22 protein-coding genes are annotated in these 23,581 nt (G+C 66.6%); 6 read left to right on the forward strand and 16 right to left on the reverse strand.

Annotated elements, in window-relative coordinates; genetic code table 11:
- Window positions 1-47 precede the first annotated feature (47 nt).
- Entirely contained in the window at window positions 48-1,235 is a 1,188-nt protein-coding gene (gene pobA / locus L6D75_RS14810) for a 4-hydroxybenzoate 3-monooxygenase (protein ID WP_176517250.1), read from the forward strand.
- Window positions 1,236-1,363: 128 nt separating this feature from the next.
- Here pobA and L6D75_RS14815 read toward each other — a convergent pair whose 3' ends face one another.
- Window positions 1,364-1,999, reverse strand: coding sequence for an ankyrin repeat domain-containing protein (locus L6D75_RS14815; RefSeq protein WP_176513230.1), 636 nt, complete (start codon window positions 1,997-1,999; stop codon window positions 1,364-1,366).
- Between the two features lie 116 nt (window positions 2,000-2,115).
- Here L6D75_RS14815 and ggt point away from each other — a divergent pair, with 116 nt between their 5' ends.
- Both ggt and L6D75_RS14825 read left to right on the forward strand, forming a co-directional pair.
- A complete protein-coding gene (gene ggt, locus L6D75_RS14820; RefSeq protein WP_176513228.1) occupies window positions 2,116-3,906 on the forward strand; it encodes a gamma-glutamyltransferase in 1,791 nt (596 codons plus the stop codon).
- A 44-nt stretch (window positions 3,907-3,950) separates the two neighbouring features.
- Window positions 3,951-4,832 carry a LysR substrate-binding domain-containing protein gene (locus L6D75_RS14825; RefSeq protein ID WP_176513226.1) on the forward strand — a complete coding sequence of 294 codons (882 nt, stop codon included), beginning with the start codon at window positions 3,951-3,953 and terminating at the stop codon, window positions 4,830-4,832.
- Window positions 4,833-4,864: 32 nt separating this feature from the next.
- On the opposite strand, the gene dctM is transcribed toward L6D75_RS14825, so the two are convergent.
- The 8 genes from dctM to L6D75_RS14865 form a co-directional block, all read right to left on the reverse strand.
- Window positions 4,865-6,148, reverse strand: a complete 1,284-nt coding sequence (gene dctM / locus L6D75_RS14830; protein ID WP_176513224.1) for a C4-dicarboxylate TRAP transporter large permease protein DctM — start codon at window positions 6,146-6,148, stop codon at window positions 4,865-4,867.
- Window positions 6,145-6,780, reverse strand: coding sequence for a TRAP transporter small permease (locus L6D75_RS14835; protein WP_176513223.1), 636 nt, complete (start codon window positions 6,778-6,780; stop codon window positions 6,145-6,147). The genes dctM and L6D75_RS14835 overlap by 4 nt, the downstream gene beginning before the upstream one ends.
- Before the next feature lie 69 nt (window positions 6,781-6,849).
- Window positions 6,850-7,848 (reverse strand): TRAP transporter substrate-binding protein, encoded by a 999-nt coding sequence (locus L6D75_RS14840; RefSeq protein WP_176513222.1) that lies wholly within the window; start codon window positions 7,846-7,848, stop codon window positions 6,850-6,852.
- Between the two features lie 210 nt (window positions 7,849-8,058).
- Window positions 8,059-8,877, reverse strand: coding sequence for an HpcH/HpaI aldolase/citrate lyase family protein (locus tag L6D75_RS14845; RefSeq protein ID WP_176513220.1), 819 nt, complete (start codon window positions 8,875-8,877; stop codon window positions 8,059-8,061).
- The gene (locus L6D75_RS14850) at window positions 8,874-10,073 is read right to left on the reverse strand and encodes a CaiB/BaiF CoA transferase family protein (RefSeq protein WP_176513218.1); all 1,200 of its coding nucleotides are present in this window, start codon (window positions 10,071-10,073) and stop codon (window positions 8,874-8,876) included. Before L6D75_RS14850 ends, L6D75_RS14845 begins: the two co-directional genes overlap by 4 nt.
- A gap of 9 nt (window positions 10,074-10,082) precedes the next feature.
- The gene (locus L6D75_RS14855; protein WP_176513216.1) at window positions 10,083-11,432 is read right to left on the reverse strand and encodes an MmgE/PrpD family protein; all 1,350 of its coding nucleotides are present in this window, start codon (window positions 11,430-11,432) and stop codon (window positions 10,083-10,085) included.
- A 10-nt stretch (window positions 11,433-11,442) separates the two neighbouring features.
- Complete coding sequence (locus tag L6D75_RS14860) at window positions 11,443-12,606, reverse strand: acyl-CoA dehydrogenase family protein (RefSeq protein ID WP_176513214.1); 1,164 nt, start codon at window positions 12,604-12,606, stop codon at window positions 11,443-11,445.
- A gap of 21 nt (window positions 12,607-12,627) precedes the next feature.
- Window positions 12,628-13,467, reverse strand: coding sequence for an HTD2 family dehydratase (locus L6D75_RS14865; protein WP_176513212.1), 840 nt, complete (start codon window positions 13,465-13,467; stop codon window positions 12,628-12,630).
- Window positions 13,468-13,658: 191 nt separating this feature from the next.
- Here L6D75_RS14865 and L6D75_RS14870 point away from each other — a divergent pair, with 191 nt between their 5' ends.
- Entirely contained in the window at window positions 13,659-14,558 is a 900-nt protein-coding gene (locus L6D75_RS14870; protein WP_176513210.1) for a LysR family transcriptional regulator, read from the forward strand.
- Window positions 14,559-14,564: 6 nt separating this feature from the next.
- Here the strand turns inward: L6D75_RS14870 and L6D75_RS14875 are convergent, their stop codons facing one another.
- Both L6D75_RS14875 and L6D75_RS14880 read right to left on the reverse strand, forming a co-directional pair.
- The gene (locus tag L6D75_RS14875) at window positions 14,565-15,284 is read right to left on the reverse strand and encodes a TorF family putative porin (protein WP_176513208.1); all 720 of its coding nucleotides are present in this window, start codon (window positions 15,282-15,284) and stop codon (window positions 14,565-14,567) included.
- Window positions 15,285-15,363: 79 nt separating this feature from the next.
- Window positions 15,364-15,741: a VOC family protein gene (locus L6D75_RS14880; RefSeq protein WP_176513206.1), complete on the reverse strand. Its 378-nt coding sequence runs from the start codon at window positions 15,739-15,741 to the stop codon at window positions 15,364-15,366.
- A gap of 150 nt (window positions 15,742-15,891) precedes the next feature.
- Here L6D75_RS14880 and L6D75_RS14885 point away from each other — a divergent pair, with 150 nt between their 5' ends.
- Both L6D75_RS14885 and L6D75_RS14890 read left to right on the forward strand, forming a co-directional pair.
- A complete protein-coding gene (locus L6D75_RS14885) occupies window positions 15,892-17,448 on the forward strand; it encodes a DUF3300 domain-containing protein (protein ID WP_236193664.1) in 1,557 nt (518 codons plus the stop codon).
- The gene (locus tag L6D75_RS14890) at window positions 17,445-18,341 is read left to right on the forward strand and encodes a DUF2950 domain-containing protein (RefSeq protein WP_176513073.1); all 897 of its coding nucleotides are present in this window, start codon (window positions 17,445-17,447) and stop codon (window positions 18,339-18,341) included. The genes L6D75_RS14885 and L6D75_RS14890 overlap by 4 nt, the downstream gene beginning before the upstream one ends.
- A 6-nt stretch (window positions 18,342-18,347) precedes the next feature.
- Here L6D75_RS14890 and L6D75_RS14895 read toward each other — a convergent pair whose 3' ends face one another.
- From L6D75_RS14895 to L6D75_RS14915, 5 genes are all read right to left on the reverse strand, one after another.
- A complete protein-coding gene (locus tag L6D75_RS14895; RefSeq protein WP_176513071.1) occupies window positions 18,348-19,202 on the reverse strand; it encodes a LysR family transcriptional regulator in 855 nt (284 codons plus the stop codon).
- An 88-nt stretch (window positions 19,203-19,290) separates the two neighbouring features.
- Entirely contained in the window at window positions 19,291-19,590 is a 300-nt protein-coding gene (locus tag L6D75_RS14900) for a DUF202 domain-containing protein (protein WP_176513069.1), read from the reverse strand.
- On the reverse strand, window positions 19,590-19,943 hold the full coding sequence (locus L6D75_RS14905) for a YidH family protein (RefSeq protein ID WP_176513068.1): 354 nt from the start codon (window positions 19,941-19,943) through the stop codon (window positions 19,590-19,592). The genes L6D75_RS14900 and L6D75_RS14905 overlap by 1 nt, the downstream gene beginning before the upstream one ends.
- Window positions 19,944-19,997: 54 nt before the next feature.
- Complete coding sequence (locus tag L6D75_RS14910) at window positions 19,998-21,314, reverse strand: MFS transporter (RefSeq protein ID WP_176513066.1); 1,317 nt, start codon at window positions 21,312-21,314, stop codon at window positions 19,998-20,000.
- 84 nt (window positions 21,315-21,398) lie between these two features.
- On the reverse strand, window positions 21,399-23,561 hold the full coding sequence (locus L6D75_RS14915; protein WP_176513064.1) for an acetate--CoA ligase family protein: 2,163 nt from the start codon (window positions 23,559-23,561) through the stop codon (window positions 21,399-21,401).
- Between the last annotated feature and the right edge of the window lie 20 nt (window positions 23,562-23,581).

Consider the following 23,581-nt stretch of genomic DNA (forward strand, 5'->3'; position numbering starts at 1 on the left):
CCTTAAAAATGCAAGTACAAAACGCCTAACAACAAGAGACAACAACAATGAAGACTCAGGTTGCAATCATCGGCGCGGGCCCCTCTGGCCTGCTGCTTGGCCAGCTGCTGCACAAGGCCGGCATCGCCAACGTGATCCTCGAACGCCAGGCACCGGACTATGTGCTGGGCCGTATCCGCGCCGGCGTGCTCGAGCAGGGCACCGTCGACCTGCTGCGCGAGGCCGGTGTCGCGCAGCGCATGGACCGCGAAGGGCTGGTGCATGATGGCGTAGAACTGCTGGTCGGCGGCCGCCGCCAGCGCCTGGACCTCAAGGGCCTGACCGGTGGCAAGACGGTGATGGTCTATGGCCAGACCGAAGTCACCCGCGACCTGATGCAGGCCCGTGCGGCCAGCGCCGCGCCCATCTTCTACTCGGCCAGCAATGTTCAACTGCATGAACTCAAGGGCGAGCAGCCCTACGTGACCTTCGAACACGATGGCCAGCCGCAGCGCCTGGACTGCGACTACATTGCCGGCTGCGATGGCTTCCACGGCGTGTCCCGGCAGAGCATCCCCGAAGGCGTGCTCAAGCACTACGAGCGCGTGTATCCATTCGGCTGGCTGGGCATGCTGGCCGACACCCCGCCGGTCAACCCTGAGCTGATCTACGCCCACCACGAACGGGGTTTCGTGCTGTGCAGCCAGCGCTCGCTGACGCGCAGCCGCTACTACCTGCAGGTGCCGCTGGAGGAGCGCGTCGAAGACTGGTCGGATGCGCGTTTCTGGAACGAGCTCAAGGCCCGCCTGCCGCAAGAGGTGGCGGCGCGCCTGGTGACCGGCCCGGCCCTGGAAAAGAGCATCGCGCCGCTGCGCAGCCTGGTGGTCGAGCCGATGCAGTACGGCCACCTGTTCCTGCTCGGCGACGCCGCGCACATCGTGCCGCCCACCGGTGCCAAGGGCCTGAACCTGGCGGCCTCGGACGTGAACTACCTGTACCGCATCCTGCTCAAGGTGTACCGCGAAGGGCGCACCGACCTGCTGCAGCAGTACTCGCCGCTGGCGCTGCGCCGGGTGTGGAAGGGCGAGCGCTTCAGCTGGTTCATGACCCAGTTGCTGCATGACTTTGGCGAGCACAAGGATGCCTGGGACCAGAAGATGCAGGAGGCCGACCGGGAGTACTTCCTGTCGTCGCAGGCGGGGTTGGTGAACATTGCCGAGAACTATGTGGGCTTGCCGTTCGAAGAAGTGGCTTGAGCCATAAGGCTGCCGCTATCCCGTGGGAGCCGGCTTGCCGGCGATTGACTGGGGCAGACGAATGCAGCCTTGGTTGCCTGCTCGGGCCCTATCGCCGGCAAGCCGGCTCCCACAGGGGCAGCGCCGGATTATTGGGCCAGCAACGCCACCATCTCCCGGTACCCGCGCTGGCGCGCATGTTCCAGGGCGGTCACCCCGTCCTTGTCGGCAATCTGCCGGTCCGCACCCGCCGCCAACAGCCGCCGCACGATCTCCACATGGCGCGGGCCGCCATCGCCGAGGATCACCGCCTCCAGCAGCGCGGTCCAGTGCAGGCGGTTGAGGTGGTCAACGTCGACCCCAGCATCGATCAGCAGCTGCACGGTCTCCACGTGCCCGCGCTCGGCGGCGGGGATCAGCGCCGTGCCGCCGTAGCGGTTGGTGCTCTTGAGGTCGGCGCCATGGGCCAGGGTCAGGCGCAGGATGTCGTTCAAGCCCCGGGCACCGGCATACAGGTAGGGGCTGTCGTCGATGTTGTCCTTGGCGTTCACATCGGCACCGGCCTCGATCAGCGCCTTGGCCGCCGCCACCTGGTTGGCGTGGGTGGCGACCAGCAGCGCGGTGCGGCCCTGGTCGTCGCGCAGGTTCACATCGGCGCCTTGCTCGAGCAGGCGCTGCAGGGTGGGGGTGTCGTTGTGCGCGGCGGCGTTGTGCATGGCGGGCGTCTCGGCGAAGGCAAGGCTGGTGAACAAGGCAAAGGCTAGCGCGGTAAGTGGCAAACGCATTTCGCAGGCTCCTGTAATGTCTGCCGCAATCCTAGAAAATGCACGGCAGGGGTTGAAGTTAAGAATGTGCATGACCCACAGTGCCCTGCTGAATAGTTAAAGCAGGAAGCCTACCCATGAATTTTCCGACGCCACTGCTCGCCGCCTTGTGCCTGGCCGCCACCAGCCACGGCGCCCTGGCCGACCAAGCGCTGCCGGCGCCGCCGGAAGCCCAGTCCGGCTACCGCAGCGGCCTTGAGCCGGTGCACGCCAGCCGGCACATGGCGGCGGCGGCCAACCCGCTGGCCAGCGAGGCGGGGCGGGCGATGCTGCGCGCCGGCGGCAGTGCCATCGATGCGGCGATCGCCATGCAGATGGTGCTGACCCTGGTCGAGCCGCAATCGAGTGGCATCGGCGGCGGTGGCTTCATCCTGTACTGGGACGGCCAGCAGGTGCAGGCCTACGATGGCCGCGAAACGGCGCCGGCAGCGGTCACCGAAGCGCTGTTCCTGCAACCCGACGGCACGCCGATGCCATTTCGCGCTGCCCAGATCGGCGGCCGTTCGGTGGGCGTGCCGGGCGTGCTGCGGGCCCTGGAAATGGCCCACGCACAGCACGGCAAATTGCCCTGGCGCGAGCTGTTCAAGCCGGCCATCGAGCTTGCGCGCAACGGTTTCGCGCTGTCCGAGCGCCTGCATGCGCTGGTCAGCGAAGACCCGTTCATTGCCGATTCGCCGGCCATGGCGCGTTACTTCCTGGACAGCCAAGGCAAGCCGCTGGCGGTGGGTACCGTACTGCGCAACCCCGAGCTTGCGCGCACCTTCGAGCAGCTGGCAGAGCAGGGCGTGGATGCCTTCTACCACGGCGAGATCGCCGAGGCGATGGTGGCCCAGGTGCGTGGCCATGCCAACGCCGGGCAGTTGTCGCTGGACGATCTGCGCCAGTACCAGGCCAAGGTCCGCGACCCGGTATGCGGCCCCTACAAGGCCTGGCAGATCTGCGGCATGCCGCCGCCGTCCTCGGGTGGGGTCGGCGTGCTGCAGACCTTGGGCATCCTCGAAGCCGTGCAGCGTGCTTCAGCGCAACGCGACCTGGCCCATCAAGCGCCGCGCCAGGTGGCCTCGGCCGCCGGCCTGGAACCCACGCCGCTGGCGGTGCACCTGGTGGCCGAGGCCGAACGCCTGGCCTTCGCCGACCGTGCCCAATACCTGGCCGACAGCGACTATGTGCCGGTGCCGCTCAAGGCGCTGATCGACTCGGCGTACCTGGCCGGGCGCGCCACGCTGGTCGGCGAGTACAGCATGAAGCGCGCCCGCCCGGGCACACCGCAAGGCGCCAACCTGGCGATGGCCCCGGACCGCTCGCCGCTGCGCATCTCCACCTCGCACCTGTCGGCCGTGGACGACAGCGGCCAGGCCCTGGCCATGACCACCTCGGTGGAAGCGGCATTCGGCTCGCACCTGATGGTCAAGGGCTTTTTGCTGAACAACCAGCTCACCGACTTTTCCTTCATCGCCCAGGAGAACGGCAGGCCCGTGGCCAACCGCGTCGAGCCCGGCAAGCGGCCGCTGTCGGCGATGGCGCCGACCCTGGTGTTCGCCCGCGATTCCGGCGAACTGGTGGCCAGCCTCGGCTCCCCCGGCGGCTCGCAGATCATCGGCTACGTGAACAAGGCCCTGGTCGGCCTGCTGGACTGGAAGCTCGACCCGCAGCAGGCCGCCAACCTGCCCAATTTCGGCAGCCGCAATGGCGGCACCGAAGTGGAGAAGGAGCTGGCCAGCCCGGCCTTGATCCGACAGTTGGCGGCATGGGGGCATGAGGTCACGCCACTGACCATGACCAGCGGCATGCAGATCATCCAGCGCAGCGCCGGCGGCTGGTCGGGCGGCGCCGACCCGCGGCGTGAGGGCGTGGCGCTGGGCGACTAGGCGTGGTAGAAGTCAGCCTTGCCATTTGAAAGTTGAATACCAAGATGTCCATCAGCGTGAAGTCGAATAGAGCCCTGTTCGACCTCGACCTGCTGCGCGCCATCGTCGTGGTGGCCGATTGCGGCAGCTTCACCACCGCCGCCACGCGCCTGCATTCGACCCAGTCGACCATCAGCCAGAAGGTGCGCCGCCTGGAGGACATGGTCGGCCACCGCCTGCTGGTGCGCGGCAACCGCGACGTGCTGCCCACCGACGCCGGGCAGACCTTGCTCGGCTACGCCCGGCACATGCTGGCGCTGAACGACCAGATGCTCGAAGCCCTGGCCGGGGCCATGGTCGGCGTCACCGTGCGTCTGGGCGTACCCGAGGATTTCGTTGGCGGGCGCACCACCAACGCACTGTCGGCGTTCAACCGCCAGCACCCCCAGGTCAAGCTGGAGGTCACCAGCGGCCTGTGCCGCGACCTCAGCCAGGCCTACGACAACGGCGAGCTGGACCTGGTGCTGCTCAAGCAGCGGCGCAATACCCGCGAGGGCGTGGCGTGCTGGCCGGAGCGTTTGCAGTGGATCGACAGTGCGCGTATTCCGGCCTTCGAACTCGACCCGATCCCGCTGGTGACCTTCCCGCCGCGGGGGCTGTACCGCGAGGACATGATCAGTGCCATCGAAGGCATGGGCCGGCGTTGGCGCATCAGCTTCACCAGCTCCAGCCTCAGCGGCATCCAGGCGGCGGTGGCCGATGGCATGGGCATCAGCCTGCTGCCGCCGCGCGCGGCCAGTGGCGAGCATCGGGTGCTGGGGGCTGCCCAGGGGTTGCCGGAGGTGGACAGCTACGAAATCGTCATCGTCCACCGGCCGACGGCGGATGTGATGGTCAAGGCGTTGGCCGAGGTGATGACCGAGTTGCTGGCGGGCGGGGAGCTCTGATGGCTGTGCCGGCGATGGGGCTACCACAGCCCTCAAGGCATCCCCAACCACTGCGGCAGCGCCAGCGAAATGAACGGCACGTAGGTCACCAGCACCAGGAACAGCAGCAGGATCGACAGCCACGGCAGCGCCGCGCGAATGGTCTGCCCAAGCGTCAGCCCGGTCACCGCCGAGGTCACGAACAGGTTCAGCCCCACCGGCGGGTGCACCAGGCCGATCTCCATGTTCACCACCATCACGATGCCCAGGTGAATCGGGTCGATGCCCAGCTTCATCGCGATCGGGAAGAAGATCGGCGCCAGGATCAGGATGATCGCCGACGGCTCCATGAAGCTGCCGGCCACCAGCAGCACCACGTTGACCATGATCAGGAAGCCGATCGGCGTCAGCCCCTCGGACAGCACCCACTGGGTGATCTGCTGGGGGATCTGCTCGGTGGTCAGCACGTGGGCGAAGAGCATGGCGTTGGCGATGATGAACAGCAGCATGATGGTCAGCCGCCCCGACTCCAGCAGCACCTTGGGGCAGTCGCGCAGGCGCATGTCCTTGTACACGAACAAGGCGATGAACGCCGAATACACCGCCGCCACGGCCGCCGCTTCCGTGGGGGTGAACATGCCGCTGTAGATCCCGCCAAGGATGATCACCAGCAGCAACAGCCCCCAGAACGCGCGCCGCGCGGTGCTCAGCCACTGGGCGAAACTGACCCGCGGCTGCGCCGGCAGCTTCTTGATCCGCGCCACGATGTAGATCGTCACCATCAGCGCCACGCCCAGCAGGATGCCGGGCACCACGCCGGCCATGAACAGCTTGCCCACCGAGGTTTCGGTGGCGGCCGAATACACTACCATGACGATCGATGGCGGAATCAGGATGCCCAGGGTGCCGGCGTTGCAGATGATGCCGGCGCCGAACTCGCGTGGGTAACCGGAGCGCACCATGCCGGCCACCGCGATCGAACCCACCGCCGCTACCGTGGCCGGGGACGAGCCCGACAGCGCGGCGAACAGCATGCACGCCAGCACCGCGGCAATCGCCAGGCCGCCACGGATGTGGCCGACGCAGGCGTTGGCGAAGTCGATCAGGCGCTGGGCCACGCCGCCGGTGGTCATGAACGCGCCCGACAGCAGGAAGAACGGGATGGCCAGGAAGGTGTAGCTATCGGAAGTTTCGAACAGCTTGATCGCCAGCGAGCTCAGCGAGTCCTGGCTGAACATCAAGATCGACAGCGCCCCCGACAAGCCCAGCGAAATCGCGATCGGCACGCCCAGGAACATGAACACGAACAACAGCAGGAACAGGCAGATGACCGTCATTGGTGGTGCTCCTCACCCGGGTTGGCCAGCTTGCTGGCTTCGGCGGCCTCGTCGGCCAGGCCCAGGCCGTATTGGCGATGGGTGAACAGGCGGTAGAAGATCTCCAGGTAGCGCACGATCACCAGGGCGAAACCCAGCGGCACGATCAGCGCGATATGGCCGACCTTGATGCCGTAGCGGTCGAGGTCTTCGGCGCCGATGCCGGCCACCAGCACCGCGCTCACCCACTTGATGCTCGCCACCAGGAACAACCCGGCATAGGCCAGGCAGCAGGCGCAGGCGAGCATCGCCAGCACCCGCTGCACCGGCTTGCGGGTGCGCCGCACCAGCACGTCGACGCCCAGGTGCCCGGCCGTGCGCACGCCATAGGCGATGCCGAAGAAGATCAGCCAGCCGAACAGCGCCTTGGTCAGGGCGATGCTCCAGGTCATTTCCTGGGCGTAGCCCATCAGGTGGTCGCCGATGCCCAGCAGCAGGTCGCTGGCGAAGGACCAGTGGTCACTGAGGGTGTAGAACAGGGTGTAGAGATTGTTCAGCGCCACGTAGAGGAAGGTCACCAGGGTCATGGCGGCCAGCAGGAAGGCGATCATGCCTTCCTCGAAATGCTCCCAGATGCGCCTGAGCGATTGCATAGGGTTTCTCCAGACAGAGAGAGGGCAGGCCACCCGGGGGCGGGTGGCCAGGGCAGGGCGCAGCAGGGGTCAGGACGGCTTGTTGGCGTCGTCGGCGGCCTTGATCAGGTCGGCGCCGATCTGCCCGGAGAACTTGTCCCACACCGGGCGCATCGATTCACGCCACTGCTGGCGCTGCTCGGCGGTGAGCGGGTCGATCTCGCTGGTCTTGGCGTCGAGGATCTTCTGCCGCGAGGTCTGGTTGAGCGCTTCGGCCTGCTTGTTCACCTCGACGGTGACCTCGTCGATGATCGCCTGCAGCTCGCCGCGCACATCCTCGGGCAGGCTGTTCCAGAACTTGGCGTTGGTGATCACCATGTAGTCGATCAGGCCATGGTTGGTCTCGGTGAAGTACGGCTGCACCTCGTTGACCTTCTGGCTTTCGTAGTTCGACCAGGTGTTCTCGGTGCCGTTGACGGTGCCAGTCTGCAGGCCCTGGTAGACCTCGGCGAAGCTCATCTTGCGCGGGTTGGCGCGGATGGCCTTGAACTGCTCCTCGAGCACGCTGGAGGCCTGCACGCGGAACTTCAGGCCACGGGCGTCCTTGGGCAGGATCACCTTCTTGTTCGCCGACAACTGCTTGAGGCCGTTGTGCCAGTAGGCCAGGCCACGGATGCCCTTGTCTTCCATCGAAGTCAGCAGCGCCTTGCCGTGCGGGCCTTGCTGGAAGCGGTCGACGGCAGCCAGGTCATCGAACAGGAACGGCAGGTCGAAGATCTGCACCTGCTTGTTGTAGTGCTCGAACTTGGCCAGCGACGGCGCCAGCATCTGCACATCGCCCAGCAGCAGGGCTTCCATTTCCTTGCCGTCGCCGAACAGCGACGAGTTGGGGTAGACCTCGACTTTTACCTTGTCCTTGAGTTGCGGGTCGGCGGCGACCAACTTCTGGAACATCAGCGCGCCCTGGCCTTTGGGGGTGCTGTCGGCCACCACGTGGGCGAACTTGATGATGATCGGGTCGGCGGCCTGGGCCAGGCTCGCCATGGACACAGCAGCGGCGCAGAACAGCGCCTGGGTCAGCTTCAACATCGATGTCACCTCTGATTTATTGTTGTAGGAGGGTTGAGGGTAAAGATGGACCAATGGCTTGTGTGTGGAGAATCAGCATTTGTGTAAGGCGGCGTTCGGCTGGGGTTAACACCAGCACCGGCCCTATCGCCGGCAAACCGGCTCCCACAGGTACACCGCAGGCCCGCAGTTTTTGTGGGAGCTGGCTTGCCAGCGATGGGGCCGGCAGCTTCAACCCCGTTGCCGGGCCAGCAACCGCTGGGCGCGCAACACCACCGGCGCATCCACCATCTGCCCCTCCAGCTGGAACGCCCCGGCGCCATGGGCCGCCTCGCTGGCAGCCAGCACCTTGCGCGCCCAAACCAGCTCATCGGCACTCGGCGCCAGCGCCGCATGGATCACCGCCACCTGCCTTGGGTGAATGCACAGCGCCCCGCCATAGCCCATGTCGTAGGCATGGCGCATCGCTTGCTGCAAGCCTTGGGCATCGTCGATCGCCGGGTACACCCCATCCAGCGGCGCCAGTAACCCCGCCCCCCGCGAATGCAACTGCACTGCCATGCGCGCCTGGTCGAGAAACTGCCGGGCCGCCGCGCTTTCGGTGTTCAGGTCCAGGTCCAGCGCCAGGTCCAGGCTGCCGAACGACAAGCGCTCGACACCTTCGGCCTGGGCAATCTGCTGCAACGCCAGCAGCCCCTTGGCGCTCTCGATGATCGGCCACACCGGCTTGCCGGCATGGCGCGCCACGGCCACTTGTGCCGCGTTCTCGACCTTGGGCAGCAACAGCCCGGCCACACCTGGGTGCTGCGCGCAGAACGCCAGGTCAGCACGGTGCTGCACATGCTGCGGGGCGTTGACCCGCACCCAGACGGCCGCTTGCGGCGTAGCTTCAAGGAATGCCGCCAGGTGCTCGCGGGCCTGCTGCTTCAGCGGCTCTTCCACCGCATCCTCGAAGTCGACGATGACCGCATCGGCCCCCGCCGCCAGCGCCTTGGCAAACCGCACGGGCCGGCTGCCGGGCACGAACAGCGCCGAACGCACCCGGCTCATACCACACCGCCCGCAGCCAGGTCGGCCTGCTCGCCCGCGCTGAAACCCAGCTCGGCGAGGATGCCCTGGGTGTGCTGCCCCAGCGCCGGCACGGCGTCCATCCGCGGGGTGAAGGCGCCATTGCGCCCCGGTGGCAGCAGCGCCGGCAGCTTGCCGGCCGGGCTGTCCACTTCGCGCCAGCCATCGCGGGCCTGCAGTTGCGGGTGCTGCCACACCCCGTGCATGTCGTTGACCCGGGCATTGGCGATCTGCGCCTGCTCCAGGCGCGCGACCACCTCGCCCAAAGGCAGGCTGGCAAAGCCATCGATGATGATCTGGCGCAGCACGTCGCGGTTTTCCGAACGCTTGAAGTTGGCGCTGAAGCGCTCATCGCTGGCCAGTGCCGGGTCGAGGAGCACCTTCTCGCAGAACACCGCCCATTCCCGCTCGTTCTGCAGGCCGAGCATGATCGTGCCGCCATCGCCGGTGGGGAACGGCCCGTAGGGGTAGATGGTCGAGTGCGCAGCGCCAGCGCGCGGCGGCGGTGGCGCGCCGTCGTAGGCGTAGTACATGGGGTAGCCCATCCACTCCACCAGGCTTTCCAGCATCGACACGTCGATGCGGCTGCCGACGCCGGTCTTGCCGCGCAGCATCAGCGCCGACAGCACGCCGGTGTAGGCATACATGCCCGCCGCGATGTCGGCGATCGAGCAGCCGGCCTTGGCCATTTCGTTTTCGCCCGGGCCGCCGGTCACCGAGAGAAAGCCGCCTTCGCTCTGGATCAGCAGGTCGTAGGCCTTTTTCTTTTCATACGGGCCGCCCTCGCCGTAGCCGGAGATGTCGCACACGATCAGCTGCGGAAAGCGCGCATGCAGCGCTTCGAACGACAGCCCCATGCGCGCCGCCGCACCCGGCGCAAGGTTTTGCACCAGCACGTCGGCCTTGGCCAGCAGCGCGTCGAGGATGCCGCCGGCGGCCTCCTGCTTGAGGTCGAGGGTGAGGCTTTCCTTGGAGCGGTTGGTCCACACGAAATGCGAGGCCAGGCCGTCGACACGCTGGTCGTAGCCACGGGCGAAGTCGCCGCTGCCGGGGCGTTCGACCTTGATCACGCGGGCGCCGAGGTCGGCCAGCTGGCGGGTGCAGAACGGCGCGGCGATGGCGTGTTCCAGGCTGATGACGGTGATGCCGTCGAGCGGGCGGGGTGATGCTTGAGTCATGGGGTCACCTCAGTGCAGGTCGGCCAGGGAGCGGGCATCGCGCAATTGCCACACGCGCTCGATCAATGCCTGGCCCTGGGCCGGGCTGCGCGCGCCGGAGAAGGCCAGCAGGCGCTGGAACTTGGCTTCCAGCTCCGGGCGCGACAGGGTATTGCCGGGGTCGCCCTTGGGCTCGTCGATGGCCGCGTGGAAGCTGCGGCCATCGCTGCAGGTGACCTCGACCCGGCCCAGCCAGCGGGCCGGGTAGGCGGCGTCCACTTCAGGGTCCAACTGCATCTGCACCTTGTCGCGAAACGCCGCCACCTGCGCATCGTTCAAGGCCAGGTCGCGAAACTCCAGCAGCTGCGCGCTGCCGTGCACGGCGATCAACCCGAGCACGGTGCCCATGGAGAACTTGGCCTGGTGCACGGTGGTGGGCGTGGTCACCCGGCCCAGCACATCGATCGCGCCCTGGTGCACGCGGGTGACCACCTTGGCGATATCGCCATGGCCCAGGCCTTCACCCGCCATCAACTGCAACAGCGCATCGGCGGCGGGGTGGGTGTGGCGGCACGAGGCGTGGAACTTGAACGAGGTTTCCACCAGCGCCCAGCGCGTGCCCAGGCGGTCGCTCAGGCGCGCCGGGTCGGCATCGCTGGACATGCCGGCGGCCAGGCCTTGCTCGCCTTCGAGGATATTGCGCGCCCCGCTCAGGCCATCGGCGGTCAGGTACGCGGCCAGCAGGCCGTCGGCGGCGGCCTTGGCGGTGTGCAGCTGCTTGGAGTCGGCCGCGTCGCGCAAGAATTCCCACAGGCCGGCCGCCTGGGTGCCGGCGCTGCCGAGCAGGTTGATGAACTGCTCCTGATCGAAGCCCAGCAGCTTGCCCACACCGACCGCCGCGGCCAGGGTGCCGACCGTGGCGGTGGTGTGGAAGGTGCGGTAGTGCGAGCGGCCGAGGAATTCACCGATGCGGATGCCCGCCTCATAGCCGGCCACCGCCGCCAGCAGCAGGTCCTGGCCGGACTTGCCCAGGTCCTGGGCGGCTGCCAGCACGGCGGAGAACACCACGGTGGCGGGGTGCAGCACGGAGCTGTTGTGCAGGTCGTCCTGCTCCACCAGGTGCGAGGCGGCGCCGTTGACCAGGGCGGCGAAGTAGGGCGAAGAGGTGCCCCCGCTGGTCAACACCCGCGCACGGCCCTGGGCCGGGCCCATGCGCTGGGCATAGCACTCGAACAGCGGAATCGGGTGCGCACCCTGGCTGGCCAGGGCCGAGCCCAGCCAGTCGAGAAACAGGTCTTCGGTGCGGTCCAGCACGTGGCCGGGGATCTGGGCGTAGCGCAGGTCGGCAAGGAAGCCTGCGAGCGCGTGGGTATGCTGCATGTTCAGGCCCTCAGAAGCTGCGCGGCAGTTCGAGCAGGTGCTCGGCCACGTAGGACAGGATCAGGTTGGTGGAGATCGGCGCCACCTGGTACAGGCGGGTTTCGCGGAACTTGCGCTCGACGTCGTATTCGCAGGCGAAGCCAAAGCCGCCGTGGGTCTGCAGGCAGGCGTTGGCGGCTTCCCAGGAGGCCTTGGCGGCCAGGTACTTGGCCATGTTGGCGCTGGCCCCGGCGTTTTGCCCGCTGTCGTACTCGGCGCAGGCGCGCCAGCGCATCAGGTCGGCCGCCTCGATTTCGATATGGGCCTCGGCAATGGGAAACTGCACGCCCTGGTTCTGCCCGATCGGGCGGCCGAACACCACGCGGTCACGGGCGTACTGCGCGGATTTTTCGATGAACCAGCGGCCGTCGCCGATGCATTCGGCGGCGATCAACGTGCGCTCGGCGTTGAGGCCGTCGAGGATGTACCTGAAGCCTTTGCCTTCTTCGCCGATCAGGCTGCTGGCCGGGATCTTGAGGTTGTCGAAGAACAGCTCGTTGGTCTCGTGGTTGACCATGTTGGCGATCGGCTGCACGGTGAGGCCGTTGCCGATGGCTTCGCGCAGGTCGACCAGGAAGATCGACATGCCTTCGGACTTCTTCTTCACCTCGGCCAGCGGCGTGGTGCGCGCCAGCAGGATCATCAGGTCGGAGTGCTGGATGCGCGAGATCCACACCTTCTGGCCGTTGATCACGTACTCATCGCCCTGGCGCACGGCGGTGGTCTTGATCTTGGTGGTGTCGGTGCCGGTGGTGGGCTCGGTCACGCCCATCGACTGCAGGCGCAGCTCGCCGCTGGCCAGCTTGGGCAGGTACTGGCGCTTCTGCTCCTCGCTGCCATGGCGCAGCAGGGTGAACATGTTGTACATCTGCCCGTGCACGGTGCCGGAGTTGCCGCCGCAGGCGTTCACTTCTTCGAGAATCACCGAGGCCTCGGCCAGGCCCAGGCCGGAGCCGCCATATTGCTCGGGGATCATCGCCGACAGCCAGCCGGCGTCGGTCATGGCTTTGACGAAGGCCTCCGGGAAGCTTTTTTCTTCATCGATCTTGCGCCAGTAACTGGCGTCGAATTCGGCGCACAAGGCGCGCACGCCTTCGCGGATGGCAGTGAGGTCATCGCTGTCGTACGTATGCATGCGGGTGTTCTCTGTCGGGTATCAGTCGAAAAGCACGTCGGCGCTCTGCGCCACGCCATCGGCATTGCCGGCCCACAGCTGGGCCTGGCCAGGCGCGCTGATGCGCCCGGCCACCGCGAAGGGCGTGGGCACGGTCAGCGGGCGCACGCCGCGGTAGGCGAAGTGGCGCACCTGCTTGCCGGGGTTGGCGCGGATGAACGCGCGCAGGTTCAAGGTGGCGATCATCGGGCCGTGCACCACCAGGCCGGGGTAGCCTTCGGTGTCGGTGACATAGGGGTGGTCGTAGTGGATGCGGTGGCCGTTGAAGGTCACGGCGGAGTAGCGGAACAGCAGGGTCGGGGTGGGCACGACGGTTTCGTGCCAGTCGCCGGGCGCCTCGGCGGCGGCGCTGGTCAGCTTGGGCGGGTTGGGCTCGCGGTAGACGATGTCCTGCTCCTCGCGCACGCAGAGCTGGCCGTGCTGCGAGTAGTCGTGGCGCACGGTGACGAACAGCAGCGCGCCGGTGCGGCCGTGCTTTTCCTCGATGTGCACGATGGTCGACAGGCGATGGGCCTCGGCGCCGACCTTGAGCGGGGCGATGAACTCGACCCGCCCGCCGGCCCACATGCGGTTGCGGTTGTCTGCCGGGGGCAGGAAGCCGCCACGGGCCGGGTGGCCGTCGCCGCCCAGTTGCGCCTCGGCCACCGGCTCCTGGAAGAAGCACCACATCCACAGCGCGGGCAGCGCTTGGCCGACGGCGGGCGCGGTTTCGCCGAAGGTGGCGGCGATGCGCTTGATCAGGTTGCGGCTGAGCTCATCGACGGCCTCTTGCGTGCGGCCGATCCAGGCGCTGTAGTCGATGGGCGGGGGGGAAGCAGTCATAACCATGGGCCTCTGCATTTGTTGTTATGGACCGATCATGCGAGGCGCCTGGCATTCTGTGAATTTGCATTTGTGTAAGGCAGCGTTCATGTATGCTGAACGCCATGTTTTTGCCTGTACTGGCCTCATCGCCGGCAAGCCGGCTCCCACAGGTGCCGGGATGAGGCCTGTGACCACCAGCGGAGCCTCACATGCATTTCGACCTGGCAGACCTGCGGCTTTTCATCCACATCGGCGAATCGCCGAGCCTGACCCAGGGCGCACGCCGGGCGTTCCTCTCGCCGGCCGCCGCCAGCGCGCGGATCAAGGCGCTGGAGGCGCAGCTCGACACGCGCCTGCTGTACCGCGACAGCCGTGGCGTGGAGCTGACCCCGGCGGGGCACAAGCTGTTGACCCACGCCCGCCTGATCATGCGCCAGGTGGACTACCTGAAAGCCGAGTTCACCCAGTTCGGCACCGATTCGGCCGGGCATATCCGCATCTTCGCCAACACCACGGCGGTCACCGAGTTTCTCCCCGAAGTGCTGGCCGGCTTTCTCGCCAAGCGCCCCGGGGTGACGGTGGACCTGCAGGAGCGCCTGTCGCGCGACATCGTGCGCGGCGTGCTCGATGGCAGTAGCGACATGGGCATCATCGCCGGGCCCGTGGAGGCCAGCGGCCTGCAGGTGATGCACTTCAGCACCGACCGCCTGGTGCTGATCGTGCCGGTGGGCCATGAGCTGGCCTCGCGCACGCAGGTGACGCTCAAGCAGACGCTGGCGTTCCAGCACATCGGCCTGCACGACGGCAGCACTTTGCTGAGCTTTTTGCGCGACCACGTCGAGCGCATGGGGCTGAACCTTTCGCTGCGTATCCAGCTGTCCAGCTTCGAGGCGATTTGTCGGCTGGTGGAGGCGGGGGTGGGCGTCGGCATCCTGCCCGAATCGGCGGCGCTGCGGCACAGCCAGACCATGAACCTGGTCACCATCAGCCTCGACGAGCCGTGGGCGGTGCGTGAGCGCAGCATCCTGGTGCGCGAGCTGGACGCGCTGCCGGGCACGGTGCGGGCGCTGATCGCGACCCTGATGCCCGATGGCTCGGTGCAGGCCTGACAGGCGCTAGAAGAACGTGCGCTGGGCCTTGAGCGTGACCACGCTCTCGCAGTAGCTGTTCATGCCCGCGTAGGCCTCGCAGCCACCGCCACTCAAGTCGGAGTTGCTGTAGATCAGGTTGAGGTCCAGCCCGAGCCAGGGGCGCGAGAGCTCCAGCGACCAGTCGGAAAACCCGTTCACCTGGCTGCCGTCGCCGATGGTGAACGGCGTGCCCAGGCGATGGTGGGCGAGTTTTACGGTGAGGTCGACGTTGAACAGCGGCAGCCGGCCAAGGTCGGCGAACAGGGTGCCGGTGCGGTTGCCCGGGTTGTCGCGCAGGGCCCCGCCGAAGCGGCTGCCGAGCACCGAAATGCCGCCGTACAGGGCATAGCTGTCGGCGTTGGCGATGTTCGGCTGGCTGTAGTGGATCAGCCCCACCTCGTAGCCCAGGGTGCTGTCGAAGTGGTGCTTGTAGCCCAGGTAGTTGTCCAGGCGCAGGGTGGAGTCGGGCGTCACGCCCATGCTCGGGGCGTACTGGCCGATGTACCAGCCGCTGGGGTGGCTGAGGTCGAGGCCGCCGTGGAAGGCGCCGAGCGCGGTCGGCGAGATCAGCCCCTGGGCCATGCTGCGCGAAGGGGTGGTGCCGAGGGTGAAGTCGAAGTCGCCGAGCTGGCGCTGGATCTGCTGCGCCAGCAGCGCCGGGCTGAACAGCAGGGCCGCACTCAGTATCAGCAGGGGCCGGGTCATGGCCACCGTCCTGGGAAGCTTGCACTTGAGCGGCAAAGGATACCTGCCCAGGCCGGCGACGAAAACCTTGGGGCCTGTTTCAGAGCGGCTGGGCGATTTCGATCAGGTTGAGGTCCGGGTCGCGCACGTACACCGAAAGAATCGGCCCGGTCGCCCCGGTACGCTGCACCGGCCCCTCGATGATCGGCCACTGCGCCTGCTGCAGGTGCTCGATCACCTGCTCAAGGCTAACCCGGGCGATGAAGCACAGGTCCAGGGCGCCCGGCACCGGCAGGTGGGCCTTGGGCTCGAACTCCTTGCCGCGCACGTGGATGTTGATCTTCTGGTTGCCATACAGCAGCGCCAGGCGGCCGGCGCCGAACGTTTGCAGTTGCATGCCGAGCACGCGGGTGTAGAAGTCGGTGCAGGCATCGACGTCGCAGGTGGTGAGTACCAGATGGTCCAGGTGATCGATCATGGGCTACCTCAAGGCGTGGGGACTGACGTCGCGCAGTCCGGCCCGGGCCATCATAGTGCACTGGGCCACGCTTTCGACAAGCCCGCGTGTGGAACGCCCAGCCTTTGCTACCCTTACATTCCACGCGGTTTGACCCCAAGGGGAACTGTGATGCGCAGGCCATTGCTCTACGTCGTGACGGCTGTGCTTTGCCTGGGAGGCGTTGGCGCCTACTTGCTGGCGCGAAACCCTGCAACCCCCGCAGCCCCCGCACCTGCGGCGCCCGTTGCCGCTGAGCCAGTGGCGGCGCCGCCAGCCCCACCACCCCCGGCCGCCGATGTGCCAGCGCCCAAGCAGGCCGTGTTCGACCAGGCGCAACTTGCCCAGATGATGGCGCCGATTGCCCTCTACCCCGATGCGCTGCTGGCCCAGGTGCTGATGGCCAGCACCTATCCCGGCGAGGTGACCGAGGCGGTGGCCTGGTCCAAGGCCAACCCCAAGGCCCAGGGTGACGACGCGGTCAAGCAGGTGGCCCAACAGCCCTGGGACCCGAGCGTGCAAGCCTTGGTGGCGTTCCCCCAGGTGCTGGCGCTGCTCGGCCAGGACCCGGTCTGGGTGCAGCGCATGGGCGATGCGTTTCTGGCGCAGCCTGACGAGGTGATGGCCGCGGTGCAGAACCTGCGCCAACAAGCCAAGGCAGCCGGCAACCTGCAGAGCAACCAGTACCAGAACGTCACGGTCAAGGTCGCCGCGCCCGCCGCCAGCGCAGGCTCGGCCAGTGCCCCGGCCAGCAGCACGTCGAACATCATCATCGAGCCCGCCAACCCCCAGGTGGTGTACGTGCCCAGCTACAACCCGACCACCACCTACGGCACCTGGGCCTACCCCGCGTCGCCGCCGGCCTACTACCCGCCATCGCCCTTGTACACCGCCGGCACCGCGCTGATGGCGGGGCTGGCCTTCGGCACCGGCGTTGCCATCGTCAATTCGCTGTGGGGCGACTGCGACTGGGATGACCACGATATCGACGTGAACGTGAACCGCTACAACAACATCAATGCCAACAACCGCATCGGCAACAACCAGGGCAAGTGGCAGCACAACGCCGTGCACCGCGACGGCGTGCCCTACCGCGACAGCCGCAGCCGCGAGCAATTCGGCCGCCAGCTCGACGGTGCCAGCCAGCGCGCGGCCTTCCGGGGCGACGATGCCCAGCGCGCCGAGGCCCGTGACCGCGCCCGTGGCTCGATGGACCGGGCCGGTATCGAGCGGCCGGCCAACGCCAACCAGGATGCCCGTGACCGCGCCCGTGCCTCGCTGGACCGGGCCGGCATCGAACGGCCCGCCACCAGCAACCTCGAAGCGCGCGACCGGGCGCGCGAGGCGCGGGCCGAGCAGCCGCGCGTGGCAGACCGCCGCCAGGACCCCCGCCCCAGCCGCGACAACCTGCAGGCGAGAAACCAGAACCCGCAGCTCAACCAGCGCCGCCAAGGTGAAGGCCAGGCACGCCAGCAGCGTGATATCCGGCCCAACAATGCCGCCGGCAGGGCGCGCAACAATGCCTTCGATGGGGTCCGTTCGCCTTCGCGCACCAGCGCCCAGGCCAACCGCGGCCGTGTCAGCCAGCAGCTCGCCCAACGGCCGAACAACGCGCGCGCCTCGGGGCACACCATTTCCCGGCCCAGCGCGCCTGTGCGCCGCGGTGGTGGCGGAGGAGGCCGTCGATGAAACGCATGAGCATGCTTGCCCCCGTGTTGTTGGCCATGGCGGTGGCCTGGCCGTGCTGGGCCGCGACCCAGGAAGCCTTCCCGACACCGGAAAAGGCGGTGGAATCGCTGGTCGCCGCGCTGGGCACGGAGCACGCCGACGAGGCGCGCCTGGCCCAGTTGTTCGGTGAAGACTGGCGCACCTACATCCCCCGCGAAGGGGTGCAGCGCAGCGACGTGGATGCCTTCCTCAAGCAGTACCACGAGCAGCACCAGATCCAGAACCAGGGCGATACCAAGGCCATCCTGGCAGTGGGCAGCGAACATTGGACCCTGCCCATCCCGCTGGCCAAGGCGGCCAACGGCTGGCACTTCGACCTCAAGGCCGGCAGTGCCGAGATCCGCGCCCGGCGCATCGGCCGCAACGAGCTGGGCGCCCTGCAATCGGTGCTGGCCTACCACGATGCGCAGATGGACTACGCCGCCAAGGACCGCAACGGCAACGGTGCGCTGGAGTACGCGCAGCACATCTTCAGCACCCCCGGCAAGCACGATGGCCTGTACTGGGAAGACGAAGCCGATGGTGAGGTGAGCCCGCTGGGGCCGCTGTTCGGCCAGGACCGGGTCGGTGACGACTGGTACGGCTACCACTTCCGCATCCTCGATGGCCAAGGCCCCTCGGCCCCCGGCGGCGCCTACAGCTACCTGATCGGCGACCAGATGAGCCGGGGTTTCGCCCTGATCGCCTGGCCGGCCAAGTACAACGACACCGGGGTGATGAGTTTCATGATCAGCCATGACGGCCAGGTCTTCGAGAAAGACCTGGGCCCGCAGAGCGACAAGCTGGCCAAGGCCATGAAGCGCTTCGACCCGGATGACAGCTGGAAAGAGGTGACCGAAGACGCCAGTGATTGAGCCGCGCTAGCGGCCCAGCAACTGCCCCAGCAGCCACTGCCCGGCGGGCCCCAGCGCACGTTGCCGCGACCAGGCCGCGTCCATGGCCACCCGCCGTGGGTAGCCCGCCACCGGCAACTCCACCAGGCCCGTGCCAAAGCGCGCCACCAGCGCGGTGGGCAGCTCTGCCCAGCCAAAGCCGCGCACCGCGAATTCCAGCAGCGTCAGGTAATCCGGCGCCGACCAGGCCTGGCCACGGCCATGGTGCAGGCTCGGCGCGTAGGTCTTCATGTACAGCTGGCGCTCGCTTTGCAGCTCCTGTGGCTGCAGCATCGGGCGTTTCGCCAAAGGGTGATCGCAGCTCACGTAGAGCCTGAATTCGGCCTGCTCGGGCAAGCGCGCCACCTGCACGTCGGCGGGGTAGTGCTGCTGGGCGGCGAGGATGCCGATCTGTGCCAGGCCCTGCTGGACCAGTTCGACCACATCGGCGTCTTCGGAGGGGCCCCAGCGCAGTTCGGTGTGGGGGTACCGTTCGGCGAACAGGCTCATCGCCGCGCCTTGCGAAGCCACGCTGTAGCTGTCCGACATCACCACCGACAGCAGCGGCTCGACCTGGCCGGCCAGGCGCACGGCCAGGGCATCGAGGCGCGCGCTGGCGTCGAGGATCGCCTCGACGTGGCCCAGCACCTGGCGCCCGGCGGCATTGAGGGTGGGGTGGCGGCCGGCGCGGTCGAACAGCGGGCAACCCACGTCGGCCTCGAAGTTGGCGATGGCGATGCTGATGGTCGACTGGCTCTTGCGCAGCTTGCGCGCCGCTGCGGAGAACGAACCGAGGGCGGCGGCTTCGACGAAGGCGACCAGGGCTTCAGGCGAGTAGCGCATGGGTATGGGCAAGACCGATAGGGGCAAGGCCTGGAGTATCGGTTCTGCCAAAGCAAATGTGAAGCCATCGGCAAACGGCTGCGGTGACTCATGCAAGCGAAACGATGCAAGCGATCAAGGTGGCAATGGACACTGACCAGACAGCCAATGCCGGCACCGCTGTGCATGTTCTGGCGCTCGACAGTTGCTCTCGACGCCGGCAACCGTACAGCCCCATGGCCACTGCTGCGACGAGCAAGGTACAGCCCGGCAAGCTGTCAGGCACGGGCTGAGCGTGCCATCCCGCGCGCAGTGCCAACAACGCGTTGGCCAGCATTGCCCACCCCGTCCTGCTCCAGGACAAGGCAGTGCGTTCAGCCTGCAACCCAGGATCGCGTGACGAATTCATCAGCCCACCAACACGATCAGCGCGGTGGTCAATGCTATCCCCACCGTCATGCTGGCCAACAGTGCGATGGCCGGCGTGACAGGCAATCGACGTGCGTGGCGCATGGCAATCTCGTTGCCGCGCCAGCGCCGGTAGGCCAGCGCGCAGAGCGCGGCGGCGAGAAGGCCTAAAGCCACGGCCAGCCCCTTCACCACCCTGGCGGGGCCCAGCGTGCTGGCGAACTGGTCGAGCAGTACGCCACCGGCGAGCAGGCCAAGCGCAGTGCGAATCCAGGCCAGGAAAGTGCGTTCGTTGGCGAGGGAAAAACGGTAATCCGGTTCTTCACCTTCGCGCCGCCATTGCGGTTCACCCATGGCAAGCTCCTGTGCAGTTGGCCGTGACCTGAGGCCACGGCAAGTTGATGGGGATCAGTTGCGTGCGGGCAGCGCAACCAGGATCAGCAGCGCACCCAGCAGGGTGATCAGGCCCAAGAGGGTCAAGCCTGGGTAGATGCTGCCGGAGCTGGCCTTCATCCAGCCAACCAGGGTCGGGCTGACGAATGCGCCGATACCGCCCAGGCTGGTGATCAGGGCAATACCACTGGCTTTGCTGGTGGAGGTAAGGAAGGTCTGCGGAATGGTCCAGAACACCACGAAGCATCCATAGGACGCCGCTGCCGCCAGCGAGAGCAGGGCAATGGCCGCGGTGATGTCGTGGGCTGCCAGGGGTAGCAGGGCAAAACAGACGGCGATGATCAGGCTACAAACTGCCAGGTGCCAACGCCGTTCCATCCGCAGGTCCGAGCTGTGTCCGACGACATAGGTGCCGACCGCGCCGGCAAGGAACACGGCGCTGGACAACAGCCCTACCTGCAGCAAGTCGCTTACACCGATGTCACGGATGATGGTCGGCGCCCAGAATCCGATGGCGTTGAAGGAAACCAGCACACAGAAGTAGCCCAGCACCCCGACATAGAGCTTGGGGTTCGACAGTGCCTCGTGCAGGCCATGCTTCGAGCCGCCGCGCTGGCCGTTCTGTTCGGCCGCCAGGTCGCCCTGCAAGATCGATTTTTCCCGGTTGCTGAGCCAGCGGGCCTCCTCGGGGCGGTCGCACAGGTAGTAGAACGCGATCACCCCAAGCGCGACCGCTGGCAAGCCTTCGAGCAGGAACAACCACTGCCAGCCATGCAGGCCGTGCAGCCCGGCCATGTGCACCATGATCCAGGTGGACACCGGGCCACCAATGATGCCCGCGGTGGCCGCGCCCATCATGAAGTAGCCGGTCACACGCCCACGGCGTGCAGCGGGGAACCAATAGGTCAGGTAGAGGATGACGCCGGGGAAGAAACCTGCTTCGGCGGCACCGAGAACAAAACGCATCAGGTAGAACTGCATGGGCGTGTTGACGAACATCATGGCACTGGAGATAAGGCCCCAGAGGATCATGATGCGCAGCAGCGTGCGACGGGCACCGATGCGTTGCATCCACAGGTTACTGGGCACTTCGAACAGCACGTAGCCGAGAAAGAACAAGCCGGCACCCAGCCCGTAGGCCGCTTCGGAAAACCCCAGGTCGCTCATGAACTGGAGCTTGGCGTAACTGATGTTGGCGCGGTCCAGGTATGAAACGATGTAGCAGATGATCAGAAACGGCATCAAGCGAAAGGCAATCTTGCGGTAGGTACGTTCGACTTCCTGGGTATCGAACGTCGCTGGGAGCGTGTCGGTCTGGTGAAGAATATTCATGGGACCCTCGTTGACTGCACTATGAAGTCATGACAAATGACGGCCGCCACACGCGGCCTACGGGGCAAAGGGCGGTCGTTTTCATCAGCCGGCGAGCACCTGCTCCGGTGTTGCAGAAGGCCGATGTGCAGACGGCAGCGGCTTGATCAGTGCATCACCGGCTTTCACACCCTTGCCAGCGCTCATCACGAACAGCGGGTTGATATCCAGCTCCTGTATCGAATCCTTCAGGTCGATGGCCAGTGCCGAGAGGCGCATCAGGGTATCGACCAATGCTTCCAGGTCGGCCTTGGGGCGGCCGCGTGCGCCATCGAGGATGGCAAAGGCGCGCAACTCGCGGACCATCGAATACGCTTGCGAGCGGGTAATGGGCGCAAGGCGGAAGCTGACGTCTTTCCATACCTCGGCGAAGATGCCGCCGAAGCCGACCATCACCGCCGGGCCGAACAGTGGGTCGTTGTTGATGCCCAGTATCATCTCGATACCGTCGCTGACCATTTCCTGGATCAGTACACCGTCCACGTTTGCCTTGGCATCGTGGGCGGCGACATTGGCAATGATCTGGTTGTAGGACGATGCGACCTGAGCATCACCCTGAATCCCGACCTGCACTGCGCCTGCCTCTGTCTTGTGCGGGATGTCGGGCGATTGCACTTTCAGCACCACCGGGCCGTGCAATGCCGAGGCAATGCGTACCGCCTCGGCAGGGTCGCGGGCAAGGCCTTCGCGGGTAACGCCGATGCCGTACGCGGCCAGTATTTTCTTGGCCTCGAACTCGGTCAGGTCGCTATGGCGCCCCTGCAGCGCGGCCCGTGCTTCGGCGCTGTGGAGTACCTGCGCAGGCTCCTTCAGTTCGACGGCGATCTGTTTGCGCGCCTGGGTGAATGCCCACAGCGCGCTGGCACCGCGCGCGCAGCGTACCGGTGACTGATAGCGCGGGATGCCGGCGGTGTCGAGAATGTCATAGGCCTGCTTGACCGTGGCAGGGTCGGCGTTCCACGCAACCAGGATGGGGATGTCGCGGGTTGTGCTGATGCGCACGATCTCCTCGGCCAGCTCAACTGCGAGCTTGCCGCTGGCGGCGGCCAGGGCGAGGCCGATCATGTCGACCTGGGGATCGTCAGCCAAGGTTTCCAGGGTGACCCGCAGCAGCTTGGCATCGTTGAGCAGGCTGGCCGTGACATCGAGTGGATTGGCAATGGCGGCGAAGGAGGGCAGCACCGCCTTCAGGGCTGCCACCGTATGCGCTGACAGGGCTGGCATTGCCAGGTGGCCATCGGCAGCACCATCGGCCATGGCGATACCTGCACCACCGGAAATGGTGACGATGGCCAGGCGGTTGCCTTTGGGCAGGCGTCTTGAAAGCAAGGCTTTGCCGCAATCGGCCAGGTCGCCCACATCCTTGACCTCGATGATGCCGCTCTGGCGGAAAGCGGCCCGGTACAGTGCCATCGCCCCTCCCAGGTTGGCGGTGTGGGATGCGGCGGCCCTGGCGCCCGCTTCAGAGGTGCCGACCTTCCATATCAGTAGCGGTTTGCCGGCCATCAGTGCCCGACGGGCAATCGGCAACAAGCGCTGCGCATCCTGGAAGCCTTCGACGTAGCCTGCGATGACGTGGGTGTCAGGGTCGTCGATCATCGCGTCCATGAAGTCCAGAGAGGTAGTGACCGACTCGTTGCCGGTGGACACGTAGTGACGAAAACCGATGCCTTCCTGGCTTGCCAGCATCAGGATGGAATTGCCGAAAGCGCCGCTCTGGGATGTGAGGCTCAGGTGGCCTTTGCGATAGGTGAGGCCATACGGGGCACCAAAGCCGACATGGATGCCGTCGCTGATGTTCATGTAGCCCTGGCAGTTAGGGCCTGTCACCTGCATGCCGAAGCGCTGGGCAATGGCCGTGATTTCCCGCTGGGCCCGGGCACCGTCTTCACCCGCCTCGGCAAAGCCGGAAGAGAGGATCACGGCATGGCCACAGCGCTTTTTGCCCAACTCGTCGAGTACGCCAGCGACCCGTTGGGCAGCGACGGCGATCACTGCCACATCGGGCGTTTCGGGCAGGGCTGCGACATCTGGGTAGCAGGCAATACCTGCGACCTCGGTATAGCGGGGGTTGACCGGTAGAATCTGCCCGGTAAAGCCTTTTGCCAGCAGGTGGGCGATGGGTTGCCCGCTGATCGAAGCCAGGTCTTGGGAGGCGCCTATCACGGCAAGGGTACGCGGGTTGAAGAAGTGCTCGAAACGGGACATGGGGCGTTCCTGTATCAAAG

The organism is Pseudomonas faucium (assembly GCF_021602585.1).
Lineage (GTDB): Bacteria > Pseudomonadota > Gammaproteobacteria > Pseudomonadales > Pseudomonadaceae > Aquipseudomonas > Aquipseudomonas faucium.